14 protein-coding genes and 1 tRNA gene are annotated in these 13,257 nt (G+C 38.3%); 14 read left to right on the top strand and 1 reads right to left on the bottom strand.

The features are described 5' to 3' along the window. The first annotated feature begins 2 nt into the window (after positions 1–2). From AC2IOM_RS00655 to AC2IOM_RS00590, 14 genes are all read left to right on the top strand, one after another. Positions 3–806: a sulfite exporter TauE/SafE family protein gene (locus AC2IOM_RS00655; protein WP_010560754.1), complete on the top strand. Its 804-nt coding sequence runs from the start codon at positions 3–5 to the stop codon at positions 804–806. A 19-nt stretch (positions 807–825) separates the two neighbouring features. Beyond that, positions 826–1,617: a prolipoprotein diacylglyceryl transferase gene (gene lgt / locus AC2IOM_RS00650; RefSeq protein ID WP_486358807.1), complete on the top strand. Its 792-nt coding sequence runs from the start codon at positions 826–828 to the stop codon at positions 1,615–1,617. Next, a complete protein-coding gene (locus tag AC2IOM_RS00645; protein ID WP_010560752.1) occupies positions 1,614–2,465 on the top strand; it encodes a thymidylate synthase in 852 nt (283 codons plus the stop codon). Before lgt ends, AC2IOM_RS00645 begins: the two co-directional genes overlap by 4 nt. Before the next feature lie 24 nt (positions 2,466–2,489). Continuing rightward, complete coding sequence (galU, locus tag AC2IOM_RS00640; protein WP_486358806.1) at positions 2,490–3,368, top strand: UTP--glucose-1-phosphate uridylyltransferase GalU; 879 nt, start codon at positions 2,490–2,492, stop codon at positions 3,366–3,368. A gap of 87 nt (positions 3,369–3,455) precedes the next feature. Next, the gene (locus AC2IOM_RS00635) at positions 3,456–4,040 is read left to right on the top strand and encodes a hypothetical protein (RefSeq protein ID WP_486358805.1); all 585 of its coding nucleotides are present in this window, start codon (positions 3,456–3,458) and stop codon (positions 4,038–4,040) included. Positions 4,041–4,150: 110 nt separating this feature from the next. Continuing rightward, positions 4,151–4,756 (top strand): DUF4402 domain-containing protein, encoded by a 606-nt coding sequence (locus tag AC2IOM_RS00630; protein ID WP_486358804.1) that lies wholly within the window; start codon positions 4,151–4,153, stop codon positions 4,754–4,756. 71 nt (positions 4,757–4,827) lie between these two features. Continuing rightward, positions 4,828–5,283, top strand: coding sequence for a hypothetical protein (locus AC2IOM_RS00625; protein WP_486358803.1), 456 nt, complete (start codon positions 4,828–4,830; stop codon positions 5,281–5,283). Between the two features lie 12 nt (positions 5,284–5,295). Next, on the top strand, positions 5,296–6,108 hold the full coding sequence (locus AC2IOM_RS00620) for a fimbrial biogenesis chaperone (protein ID WP_486358802.1): 813 nt from the start codon (positions 5,296–5,298) through the stop codon (positions 6,106–6,108). Between the two features lie 2 nt (positions 6,109–6,110). Then, positions 6,111–9,071 carry an SdrD B-like domain-containing protein gene (locus AC2IOM_RS00615; RefSeq protein ID WP_486358801.1) on the top strand — a complete coding sequence of 987 codons (2,961 nt, stop codon included), beginning with the start codon at positions 6,111–6,113 and terminating at the stop codon, positions 9,069–9,071. Between the two features lie 9 nt (positions 9,072–9,080). Further along, positions 9,081–9,842: an SPOR domain-containing protein gene (locus AC2IOM_RS00610; RefSeq protein ID WP_486358800.1), complete on the top strand. Its 762-nt coding sequence runs from the start codon at positions 9,081–9,083 to the stop codon at positions 9,840–9,842. A gap of 42 nt (positions 9,843–9,884) precedes the next feature. After that, complete coding sequence (locus AC2IOM_RS00605) at positions 9,885–10,460, top strand: FlgO family outer membrane protein (RefSeq protein ID WP_486358799.1); 576 nt, start codon at positions 9,885–9,887, stop codon at positions 10,458–10,460. Further along, on the top strand, positions 10,432–11,079 hold the full coding sequence (locus AC2IOM_RS00600) for a FlgO family outer membrane protein (RefSeq protein WP_486358798.1): 648 nt from the start codon (positions 10,432–10,434) through the stop codon (positions 11,077–11,079). The genes AC2IOM_RS00605 and AC2IOM_RS00600 overlap by 29 nt, the downstream gene beginning before the upstream one ends. 4 nt (positions 11,080–11,083) lie before the next feature. Further along, on the top strand, positions 11,084–11,704 hold the full coding sequence (locus tag AC2IOM_RS00595) for a FlgO family outer membrane protein (RefSeq protein ID WP_486358797.1): 621 nt from the start codon (positions 11,084–11,086) through the stop codon (positions 11,702–11,704). Positions 11,705–11,738: 34 nt separating this feature from the next. Further along, positions 11,739–11,815, top strand: a tRNA-Arg gene (locus AC2IOM_RS00590). 190 nt (positions 11,816–12,005) lie between these two features. On the opposite strand, the gene AC2IOM_RS00585 is transcribed toward AC2IOM_RS00590, so the two are convergent. Further along, complete coding sequence (locus AC2IOM_RS00585) at positions 12,006–13,154, bottom strand: flagellar assembly protein T N-terminal domain-containing protein (protein WP_105170773.1); 1,149 nt, start codon at positions 13,152–13,154, stop codon at positions 12,006–12,008. Positions 13,155–13,257 lie beyond the last annotated feature (103 nt).

Raw genomic sequence — 13,257 nt, 5'->3', positions numbered from 1 at the left:
TCATGTCTGATATTTCGATAGTTTTTTTTAGTTGTATGGCGCTTGGCTGCTTGGTTGGATTTTTGGCTGGACTGCTTGGTATTGGTGGTGGATTAATTATTGTACCGGTGTTGAGCTACCTTCTATTAGCGCTAAATTTAGTGCCTGCCGATCAAGCTATGGTCGTTGCTATCGCTACATCGCTGGCATCGATTATATTTACCTCCTCAAGCTCTGCTTACGCTCATCATAAAAATCAAAATATTCCATGGAAAATAGCCCCTTGGGTATTAGTTGGTGTATCAGTTGGTGCATTATTAAGTGGCGTGATTGCCACAGGTATCAGTAACGATACGCTACAGTTGATTTTTGCCAGCTGCGTTATTTTTATCGCTCTACGGATGATTTTACCGCATCAACCAAAAGCACAATCAGCATTGCCTCACGGCAGTATTTTAACTTTGGGAACCAGTGTTATTGGTGCGGTGTCTGGCATGGTGGGCATCGGCGGCGGTGCGTTATTAGTGCCATTTTTAACGCATTTTAAACTCGATATGCGAAAAGCCATCGGTTGTGCGGCATTGAGTGGCATTTTAATCGCTACTTTTGGCGTAGTCGGTTATATTAGCTTAGGTTTGCAATACCATGATGTAAGCGAAGGCTTTATTGGTTTCGTTTATTTACCCGCATTAATCGGAATTGTGTTAACGTCGGCGTTTTTTGCACAGTTTGGTGCAAAAGCGGCGCAGTATTTACCAGTAAAAATAATAAAACGTATTTTTGCGGCACTGTTAGTGATTGTCGCAATTAGAATGTTAAGTAGTTAAAAAGGAAAGGTGGAAATAAGTGGATTTTCCAAATATTGATCCAGTGTTTATTGAGATAGGTCCAATAAAAGTACACTGGTACGGCATGATGTATTTGATTGCGTTTGTGACAGCTTCATTTTTAGCATCTCGCGCGGCAAGCAAACCAAATAGTGGTTGGACTAAAGAGCAAACGAGTGACTTATTATTTTACGGTATGCTTGGCGTTATTTTAGGCGGCCGTTTTGGTTATGTATTCTTCTATCAATTTAGCTACTTCTTAGAAAACCCACTGTACTTATTTAAAATTTGGGAAGGCGGCATGTCGTTCCATGGTGGTGTAATTGGTGTGGTAACGGCGATTGCCTGGTTTGCCAAAAAACAAAATAAAACCTTGTTGGGAGTAGGTGACTTTGTTGCGCCACTTGTACCGCTTGGTCTGTTTTTCGGCCGCATAGGTAACTTTATTAATGGTGAGTTATGGGGCCGCACCTCTGATGTGCCGTGGGCGATGGTATTTCCAACAGGTGGCCCTGTGGCGCGCCACCCGTCGCAACTTTACGAAGCTATTTTAGAAGGTTTAGTGCTTTTTGCGATCATTCAGTTTGTAAATAGAAAGCCGCGCCCTGAAGGCGTTATTGGTGGCTTATTCTTATTTGGCTACGGCTTCTTTAGATTTATTGTTGAGTATTTCCGTGAACCCGATGCACATATAGGCCTTTATGGCGGTATTATTTCGCAGGGGCAAATTTTGTCGCTTCCAATGATTTTAGCTGGCCTTGGTTTAATGTTTTGGGCTGCAAAACGCCAACAAAAAGAGTGTAACGCATGAAACAGTATTTAGAGTTATGTCAGCGTATTGTTGATGAAGGCCATTGGGTGGAAAATAAACGTACGGGAATTCGTTGTTTAACCGTCGTTAATGCTGATTTAGAGTACGATGTTGCCAACAACAAATTCCCATTAATTACGACACGTAAAAGCTTTTATAAAGCGGCGATTGCCGAGTTATTGGGTTATTTACGTGGCTACGATAACGCCGCACAATTTAGAGCAATTGGTTGTAATACCTGGAACGCCAATGCGAATGAAAATAGTGCGTGGCTAAACAATCCGCACCGTAAAGGTGAAGATGATATGGGCCGTGTTTATGGTGTTCAGGGGCGTGCTTGGCAAAAGCCCGATGGTACAACGCTCGATCAATTGAAAAAGATTGTTGATAACCTTAAAAATGGCGTTGATGATCGCGCCGAAATCTTAACTTTTTACAATCCAGGTGAGTTTGATATGGGCTGTTTACGTCCATGTATGCACACTCATACTTTTTCGCTGTTAGGTGATACGCTTTACTTAACATCTTACCAGCGCAGCTGTGATGTGCCGCTTGGTCTTAATTTTAATCAGATTCAGTGTTTTGTTTTATTAGCATTAATGGCACAAATCTGCGGATTAAAAGCGGGTAAGGCATACCATAAAATTGTAAATGCCCATATTTATGAAAACCAACTTGAGTTAATGCGTGATGTGCAGCTAAAACGCGAGCCGTTTGAATCACCAAGCTTAACCATTAATCCAAATATTAAAACGCTAGAAGATATTGAAACGTGGGTGACCACCGATGATTTTACAGTGGAAGGCTATCAATATCACGAGGCGATTAAATACCCATTTGCCGTATAACTACAATTAAGGAAGAGAATAATAATGAAAGCAGTCATTCCTGTAGCAGGCTTAGGCACACGTATGTTGCCAGCAACCAAAGCTATTCCAAAAGAAATGCTTCCGATCGTCGACAGACCATTAATTCAATATATTGTTGAAGAAGTTGCCGCAGCTGGCATCAAAGAAATCGTATTGGTAACGCACTCGAGTAAAAACTCGATTGAAAACCACTTTGATACGAGTTTTGAGCTGGAAGCGACGTTAGAACGCCGTGTTAAACGTCAATTACTTGAAGAAGTTCAGGCGATTTGTCCAAAAGATGTGACAATTATTCACGTACGCCAAGGTGAAGCAAAGGGGTTAGGGCACGCTGTTGAGTGTGCCAGACCAATTGTCGGCGATGCGCCGTTTGCCGTGGTGTTACCTGATGTAATTTTAGATAACGCGAGCTGCGACTTAAATAAAGATAATCTTGCCGACATGATTACCCGTTTCAATGAAACTGGCCACAGTCAAATAATGGTTGAAAAGGTTGCTGATGAAGACGTGGATAAATTTGGTATTGTGAATATTAACGGCAATGAACTACTACCTGGTGGCAGTACAGCAATCAAAAATATTGTTGAAAAGCCAAAGCGCGATGAAGCACCTTCTAATCTTGCTGTGGTAGGGCGTTACGTTTTAGATAAATCCATTTGGCCGCTCCTTAAGAAAACGCCATTGGGCGCTGGAAATGAGATTCAACTTACCGATGCCATTGCAATGCAAATGAAAGAGCAGCAAGTCGATGCCTACTACATGAAAGGTAAAAGCCACGACTGTGGCTCAAAGCTTGGCTATATGAAAGCTAATATTGAATATGCACTGCGTCGTGATGAACTTAAAGATGAGTTAAAGGCGCACATTCAGTCGTTACTTTAGTTTTTCAATGCTTTTTGAGAATGCCACTTCAAAGTGGCATTTTTTTTGCTGATATTTTTCAGGAATTGCCAAAAAAGGTTTGAAATAGTGAGAGCAACAAACGTATTTGTTATTGGGATGGTGATATTTTTAATATCATGCGCTTCATCTGAAGTTACACTTGTAACTAATAATGGGGAAAAAGTATCTCTTGAAGAAGTATCACAGCAGTATAATGAGTGGCAAACTAAACAGAAAAAGCTGGAGAGACTATCAGCGCTAGAGTCAGATTTACAAATGTTAGTAAAAGCTATATCTGCGAACAACCAGCTCTCAGATTTGCCACAGGCACTCAACTCTGAAAAAGATATTGTCGTTCATGGTGCTTTAAAAGATGACGTAATTGAAGAAACGACAATAAATAAGGAAGTAGCGCCGAAAGGGACGTCGAAATCGGAGATATCTGTTACGATTGGCAGTTACCTTAGTGGTGTTAGAGCCACTCAACAAAAAGATAAACTGGTTACCAAATTTCCTGATTTGCTCTCTGTTTTGCAAGTTGAGACGAGCACAAGGCAGCAGAGAGATATTACGCTGTATGATATACAGGTTTTGGGTTTTAATAGCATTGAACAAGCCAAAGCATTTTGTTACCTACTAATGAAAAAGGGTGGCATTTGTAAGTTAAGCTAAAAAAAGTGTATTTTTTGCTAAAGTTAAGTAAATGTTGGCCGACTAAGTATCTAAGCCTTAACAAGTTGGGGCTGAGCTTAATCCAAATTTACATAAGGAAAGAAAAACCGATGAATAAAAAAATCAAGGTTTTAGGTGCCAGTGTTATGGCCGGTATGTTTGCGTTTTCTTCTGTTGCCTCAGCAGAAACAGCTAACTTTAATGTTGGCATTACTGTACAAAATGCGTTTACTTTGACTAAAGATGCAGACTTAGATTTTGGTACACTAAGAGCTACGGCTGATGCAACTGGTACTGAGGTTGCTAGTTATGTACTTAGTGCGGATCCAAATGCTCCTACAGGTACACCAACGTCGACTGATGCGACAGTGGCTAGTTTGGCAGTTTTAGTACCTGGCGCTCCAGGAGCGTTTAGCATTTCAGGTGTTAGCCCATTTGCTACACTTACTATCACAGACCCAGCTGATGCTTCATTAGCTGCGTCTGCAGCTCCTCCAGGCACATCTGTGTTTGATGTAACCAACTTTACTTACTACATTACATCAGGCCCTAACGCTAACACAGCATATGCTGCTGCTGGTGACCTTCAAGCAGACGCAACTGGAGCTGTTACTTTTAATGTAGGTGCAACTCTTTCAACAGATGATGCTGCAGGTACAGCATATGTAGATGCTGCTTATGAAGGCTCATTCGTAATGACAGTAAATTATCAATAAACATCGATTTATTGAATAATCTAAACTTTTTAGTGTATAAAAGGGAATCACTTTTTTGATTCCCTTTTTATATGTTTTATAGAGCACTCCTTTCTTTAACTCTTTTCGTTTCCAGCAGTTTAATAGCAGAAGTCACAGTTGTTGAGCCACTATCCTTTGGTAAAGTTGCAGTAGCTAATAACACGAGTGTTAGCGAACTTATAGTTACACGTAATAATACAATTCAAAGCACCAACCACCTGTTTGTCATCATTCCCGGAAATCGTGCAGAACTTTTTGTTGAAAATCTTGGCGCTAATCTTGCTTTGAATATTAATGCCACTGTTGTTAATGACTTTTCACATAATCAAGGGTTGAGTGGTGCAAGTTTCAACTTGGTGAATTTGGATTATCCAGCGGTTATATCAACAGACAATAGGGGGCAAGCTTTGTTTTTTATTGGTGGTAAATTACAAACAAGTGGTGATGGTAGCGCTTTTTTTGATGGTGGTTATCAAGCAACTGTTGCAATTGATATTACGTTTTAAAAGAGATTAAAAATGAGTTGGAAAGTTTTTTTTGTTTTACTTTTTATTTGGTCAAACTTTGCTAATGCAGCGTTAATGATTTCGCCAACACGAGTTGTTTTCGATGAGAGGCAACGAACCGCTCAATTGGTTGTTATCAATACAACTGACCAGACAAAGAGTTACCGCTTAGAGTGGCTTGATCAGGTGATGAACCCAGACGGTAGTTTAAAGCAAATATTGCCACCAGAGATTCTCGATACGAGTATTCAAAGTATGGTTCGTGTAAGCCCCAAGCAAGTTCGCTTAGCGCCAGGCGAAAGACAGATTATCAAAGTAGCTTTGCGCCGCAGTAGTAACCTTGAAGACAAAGAATATCGTTCATATTTGCATTTTAAAGCACTACCCAATGAACAGAAAAAAGTAACGGACAACATTGGTATTCGAATTAATATGATTCTGAGCTACAACGTTCCTGTTATCGTTAGGAATACAAACAGGGAAGCAAAATTAGCAATCACAAATCACTCATTATTACATCGCGATGGTAAAGGATCGTTAGCGCTTGAGTTTGAGCGTACATCGGGTAAAAGTACTTTTGGAATAATTGAAGCTTACTTCACACCTCAAGGTGCTAGTAAGGCAATAAAAGCTGCAGTTATAAATGATATTGCACTTTATCCCGATTCAAATAAAAGGTTTGTTACAATCCCCTTGATTGATAATAGTGCTTTACTGCAGCCTGGGCAGTTTAAAGTAACTTACAGGGGAAAAAAGGAATATAAAAATAAAATATTTGCTGAGACATCATTCTTTACTACACCAAAAGATATTATAAAACCTTAGTTATGTTTAACTTGCTTAAACTAGTTATAATAGTTTTGTGCTTAACCTTTAGTAGCATTGCGAATGCCGAATCGGTTAAGCAGCTTATCAACCAGATTGCTTTAAAATATCAAACTGAGCTTGATGAAAATATTTTTATAGATTTATCTGAAGATGCTCAAAGTGTCAGTGAAATTCCTCTTGGTGAGGAGCTATTTCTTTCTCTTTTTTTCGAAAAGCAGTATTTAGGAGAGTTATTCGGTGTAAAAACGGCGAATGGCGTCTCGTTTGAGTTATTGAGTCTGGTTGAAACACTTGGCTTTGCAATTCAAATCAATGGTACAAATGCAAATGGATGGTTCTACACTGAACAAAATTACTTTCTAGTAAGTCAGCAAACATCGTCACTATTCAATGTAGTGGTTGGTGACGACAAATTTCAGATTAACTCGCCTGATATTCAAGAAATTAATGGTTATTTGTATGTCGACGGCGGTTTGCTAGAGGATTGGTTTGGCCTTGAGCTAAGTGTAGACTATCGACTTCTTAGAGTTTATCTGACTACAAAAAATAAAATACCTTCCATCGAGAAAATTAAACGTAATTCAAAACAAATTACACAATACTCAAATCAACAAAAATCAGTTATGCCTTGGAAAGAGAGTCCATATAAGGCTATTTCATCTCCTGTTGCTGATGTGCAGTTGAATGTCCAGCAAGATAACGAAAACACGCGTTCATCCTATTCTGTTTTAGGTGCCTTTGATTTAGCTTTTAGTAATTTTGAATATTTTCTTACAGGTGATAATGATGATCTTTTAACAGACTCGCGGTTTACATTTAATCGGGAGTCAATTAATGCAGATTTATTTGGGCCTATAAGTGCAACAAATTTTAGCTTGGGTGATGTTATTGCATCAAAAGTAGGTACAAATCAGCGTGGTGATTACTCTCGCGGGTTTCAATTAAGTAATGCCCCGCTATTTCAGCAAAAAGAAAATAACAAAATCACAATTAGTGGTCCTGTTCAAAATAATTGGGATGTTGAGTTGTATCGAAATGGTTTATTGCTAGCTCAACAAAACTCGATCACTGATGGTCGTTACTTATTTGAAAATGTAGAGCTATTGTTTGGTTCTAACGATTTCGAATTGATTTTGTATGGTCCTCAAGGACAAGTCGAACGCAAGCAGGAGCAGTTTGTGGTTGATGGTACAAGTTTAGATAAGGGGACTTCGATTTATGATTTTTCAGTGTCACAGTTAGGTCACCGTCTAATTGATTCTCGAGATAATTTTGACCGGGAGCAGGGGTGGTTGATAAATGGGCGATATGAATACGGTCTTACGGAAAATGTTTCCTTACGTGCTGGCGTTTCACATTTTGCAGCTGATGACAAGTCTAACGACGATACGAGATATGCTATCGGTGCTGATGTTAAATTATTTAACAGTTGGCTTGCGAATTTTGATTATGAAAGAAATTCTTTTCATGAAGAAGAGACTTCTTTTACTTTACGTGGTGAAGCTTTAACTCAATCTATAAGGGCCTCAGCTTTCCGTCGAAAAAAAGCAGACCAATTTAGCAATCAATTGTTAGCGCAAACTCAGTTTCAGCTGGATGCTCAAGGTGATGTTTCATTCGATAAACTTGGTAGTTTGAGCTATCAAAACACTATAAATTATGATGATTTCGGTAATCTTGAACAAGGAACATTTAGGAATTTACTCAATTATCGTTATGGTGGGTTGTCATTGAGCAATAACTTTGAATATACGAAAAATTTTACGAATGACGACAATTTTAGTCTAGGTAGTGTAAGGTTTCAGCAGCGTTTCGGTCGTATTTATTCACGTTTTACTGTTAATTATCAAGTAAAGCCTGATTGGGAAGTAAACTCTTATGAAGCTGAATTCAGTAGAAGCTTTGCAGATGCATGGCAGGCTGAACTCACTTATAGAGACTTACCACTGATTGATAAATATGAAACGGAACTAGGCTTAAGCTGGCAAAACGATAAGTTGAACCTAAATGCGAATGCTAAATATGACTCAGACGAAGACTGGCGAGTTGGTATGTTTATGCGCTTTAGCTTGGGTTACAGTGTAGATAGTAACGCTTATTTTATGTCAAAGCGTAACGTAGCCCAATCTGGCACTGTTATGGTAAAAGTGTTCCATGATATGAACAATAATGGACGTTTTGATGAAGGTGAATTACCGTTAGATAATGTAAAAGTAAAAGCGTTGCAAAGTTATCGTAACAATATGACTGATGAAAATGGCGTAGCTGTATTAGCAGGTCTTTCAAATAATCAAAAGACAGATATTGTCGTTGATGCGTCTTCTATAACTGAAGGGTTTATGATTTCAGCAATAGATGGTGTCGCAATTACCCCACGCTCTGGTTTTGCAGAATACATTGAATTCCCTGTCGTTAATAGTAGTGAGCTTGATGGTACAGTCTTTATCAGAAAAGAAGGGGTCGAAGACGTAGCGCCGTATGCAACAGTAAATCTCATTGATGAAAAAGGTCAAGTGATTGACCAAACAAAAGCAGAGTACGATGGGTACTATGTGTTTACGGATTTAAAGCCGGGCGAATATGACATTCAAGTAGAGAATTCATTTTCAGACAGCAAAGATTTGAAAGAAAAGCATAACACTAAGGTCCGTTTATCGTCAAAAGGGGATGTACTTAGTGAAGTGAATATGACTTTAGTTGAGAAAACATTGAGTAGTGGTTTTGTGATGGGGTTAGGGGAGTTTGCTTCTCAGCAATTAATGACTGTTTATGCACAGTTAATTAAAAAGCAAGTTTCTAACTTTATTGAAGATAACATGTTTTACATTAAACGAAATGGCCGCTTTGTTCTTGCATCAGGTTTTAGTAAAGAAAATAAAGAAAGTTTTGAAATAAACTGTAAGAAAATTAATTCAATAGGCCTTGATTGCCGGGTTTTTGACGTGGAAATTAAACATTAAGGATATTCAATGAAAAAGCTAGCAATAACTTTGTTATTTACTTTAGTTTTAGGTGCTTGTGCGTCGAAACAAGAAAAGGCGCCAGAATATGTCACAAAAAATGAAATTAATGAGCGTTTAGCGTCATTGGAGTATTCACAAAAAGAATGGAATAATTCAAAACCGGCTATAGCAAGGTTAATTATTCTCGAGAATGAATTAAAATTGCTGATTAGTCAGCTCGCAAAAATGAATAGCGACTCGATGAAAGCTACTGATAATCAAACTCATGACGCAAAATCATTAGAACCGAGCACTGTTGTTGTCGATAGTGTAGAGCAAGAGCAAGCTGAAAATATCACTGTTGATAATAAGGCATTGACATCACAAAATATGACCGAAGAAAGTATGCGTGTTAATGAGGCAGCTTCTAATGTTGGTAGTAGAAAGTCTGTAGACGATGAACCTAATACTGCAGAGCTAAGTGAAACTGATAACCCACAAGAGCAATATACGCAAATTAACTTGCCTTTCACTATTCAGTTAGCTTCGATTACAGACAGAGCTGCGTTGTTAAAATACAAGCAAGAATATTTAGCTAAATATCCAGACCTATTCGAAAAATTAGACTTTCAGTTTGAGCGAAAAGTAATTAACGATGTTGAATATTATAGGCTACAAGTTGGTGCGTTTGACTCAAAAACTTCAGCTCAAGCGTATTGTGATACATTGTTACACAAATCTATATCTTGTTTTGTAGTAAAAAATAACAGCACTCATATTAAAATTTAATCATGGCTTGTTTCTTGCATTTTTATGTGTGGAGGAGCAACTATGAAAAAAAGTATTTGGGCTTGTGCATTTTTGTTTTTGTCGGCGTGTTCAACGAGTGAAAATATAGTGGAACATGGCAATAAAATGCCGCTTGCCGACAATTTACAGTCAGAACAGTTATCGAGTATCAGTGAAGAGATTGCAAATTCGCTTAATCGTGTTGTCAAACCAATTAAAGGTAATGAACGCATTGCTGTAATGCACTTTAACAGTGCTTCTATAAAAAGTAGTGCAGATGAAATTGAAATGGGCAAGCTGCTTCGAGAAAGTTTAATGTCTAAGTTTTCTCAGCTTGGAATTAGGTTGATTGAACATCGCACTAAAGAATACTTGGCCTATGAAAATACTAAGCAACAGCATTTTGATTATCACCCTGAACAGGGGATAGAGGTAGATTATGTTGTTTTGGGCAGTATTTTAGGAACCGAAAAAGACTATGTAATCAACGCTCGGCTAGTAGAAACTAGCTCAAATATAGTGTTGTCCTCTCACTCTACTAGACTCGCAAAAAATGTAAATTGGTCGATGAAAAGAATACAATTGCGGGATGGCTATTTGTATCGCAATTCTTATTGAGGTAACGATGATGAAAAAGCGCTTAATTACTGCACTAGTGGCATCAATTTCAGGCTGTACTTTGCTCAGTGACAATAGTGGTACTTCTGCTGATGATAATCAGTATCAAAATACATCACTAAAAGGTTACACACTTTCCCAACCGATTGATAGTGGTGAGCTAACCGTTAATCATTATGCAAAACAAATGATGTTAAAAATGACAGAAAATTTGAAAATGATTAACTCAGAAACACCAGTAGCAGTATCCAGTTTTATCTATGTTGATGACTATGAGAATTCAGACTTGTTGGGTAACCAATTAACGGAAAGCTTTTTACATGAACTTCACTTATTTGGTGTGCCAGTTGTTGACTTTAAAGCAACGAGTTATATGCGTGTTGCAGAAAATGGTGACTTCGTTTTAAGTCGGGACTTTATGGAACTAGACCAAGGGCAAAATTTTGATTATGTACTGACCGGCACTATGACTAGTCAACATAATGGAGTGCTGGTTAATGCTCGTATTGTGGGTATAAAAAGTAAAGCTGTGGTTGGTACATCACAGGGGTTTATTCCACGTGATGTGATTAAAACGCTTAAGTCTTCAAAAAAATCAAATAGCTTAATGATAAGGTAGTTTTATGAACAAGGTTATCTTAACAATTGTTGGTTCGTCATTAATTACGCTAGGGTGTACGTCTACTCAAGACGAAAAACAAGTTAATCCGACAGATGAGTACATTATTGAACTTGCTAAACAGTATGACGGGTTGAGTAGTCATAAATCAATGTCGTCAGTTGCATCAGTTAATACACAAGAGTTCCGACCTTATGATCATAATCGTACCTTGGGAGATTTTGCAGAAGTTTTAGCGTTACAATTAAGAAGTAACTACTTTGGAAGCTTTCACAATATTAGTATTGTGCCAAGTGGTTTTGTGTTAATGAATCAATCACTGACAGAATCAAATCAATTAGGAAATCAATTAGCTGAATTATGCAGCACCCAGCTTCATCAATTTGGTTTAAATGTTGTGGAGCCAAATTTAAATCGTGTTCTATCACTATCCAATACAGCTTTAAAAAGAGCTCCTTTTGAATTTGAAAATGTATCGCATGTGTTAACTGGTACCCTAATAGTGCGAAAGCGAGGGGTTGAGGTGAATGCAAAAATCGTTAACTCGAGAACAAAGCTTTCAGAGTCTACGGCAAATATTTTTGTACCTTTTTATATTTTACATGACGCAGGGATATCACTTTAACCAAAAATACTACAGCAATATTCTCAATTATTTTGTTCTCGTAGCTCAGTTGGATAGAGCATTCGCCTCCTAAGCGAAGGGTCGCAGGTTCGACTCCTGCCGGGAACGCCATTAAAGTCTATAAAGTTTTAACCCGTCTTTTTTAATTGTTATTTGAACGTCATCAAGCATCTTTTAAATCGAGCTATCTTTTATTGTTTTGTAGCCGCGTGATTAACGTATTTCTTGAAGGTTACGTGTTTAACCCGAGTTATTTTGCAATAGAACAGGTAAATGCTAAGCTTCTCTTGGCTCTAGCCCCTTAGAAGCTTGCTAACGTAACCAAATCACCAATTTGTACATTTGCCAGGAGTTTGTCGCCTATCACTTGGGCAATGGCGGTGTTTTGATTTACCTGAGTGACTCTCAACTGGTAATCAGTATTAATAATAAGCTGCTTTTGATTAAACCCTTTGCGCAGTGCTACTTGCAGCTTTTGCCCTTTCACTAGATTATTCTCAGCGCCAAGGCTAATGATCACGGTATCGTGGTCGACGCTTAAAATACGTGCTTGCGCTGGAATACAGGCAAGATAGCTTGCTAAATCTTGGCCAAGCTTTAAGTTGATATCTGATATTGCTTGTCCATAAGGCATGGTCCAAAATTTTTCACTGTTCACATCGATACGGGCTGTTTTTTTGGTTTGCCAGGTGGCAAATGTATCGTAGTGTGTTTGTTTCAGCAGTTCGCCAGTTAAGCCATTGTATAGCGCCGTATTAATCGAGAAAAAACGTTCATAAGCTTTATTTTGCCAAAATGCTAACGATGAACTCTGTTGCTCACCAAGAGATAAGTCTTCTATTTGCGAAATCCAGACAAACTGACTGTTATTTTGGTCGGCAATTTGTTGAATAAGCGCGCTTGAGTTGGCATCAAAATGCGCAGTAAATAGGTTTTTGGTATTAAGCTTACGGTTAATATCGGCTTTTGTGTTGAATAAATGAGTAAACTGATACAAATGCTTTGCGAGCTTTTCGCTGTATGCTTTTGGTAATTCAAAAATTTGACCATAAGTTGCATGGCTCGGAGTTTTGAAACCTGTTCTTGTTAGAGCCACATTCTTTTTAATCGATGAATTTTGGCAAGTCTCGCTATTATCTAAAATATCGAGTCTAAGTGTAATTGAGAGCGTGTTGTCTGATTGAATTTCATCAATTACTTCAATCTGATCGATTGCTCCATGAGAGTAAACTTGGGTACTTGGTGTTTGCCAAATGCCATTTACCACTTGCTGTAGACTAGTAACTTGCGCACCTGAAAAAAGTAGAGCTTGCTGAATAGCGTTTTCGGTTGCCATCATTCGAGCTTGTTCAACATTACCATTGCGTATTTTGGCTTGGCCGGTTGATTCATACCAAATTGCATGAGACGAAAAGCTCACAATAAAAAGAAGTAATACTAGATGTCGCATAGCGCAGATCTCAATTTAAACCTTAGTCTGTATATTCAATTTCTGTACCAAACTATACAGTGGCGCGAAAATTGCTAATTCAAATGTAATATGCATTTGTATG

It is taken from the genome of Pseudoalteromonas sp. NS-SX12, assembly GCF_057367955.1.
This window is presented reverse-complemented; position numbering and strand designations above follow the sequence as displayed.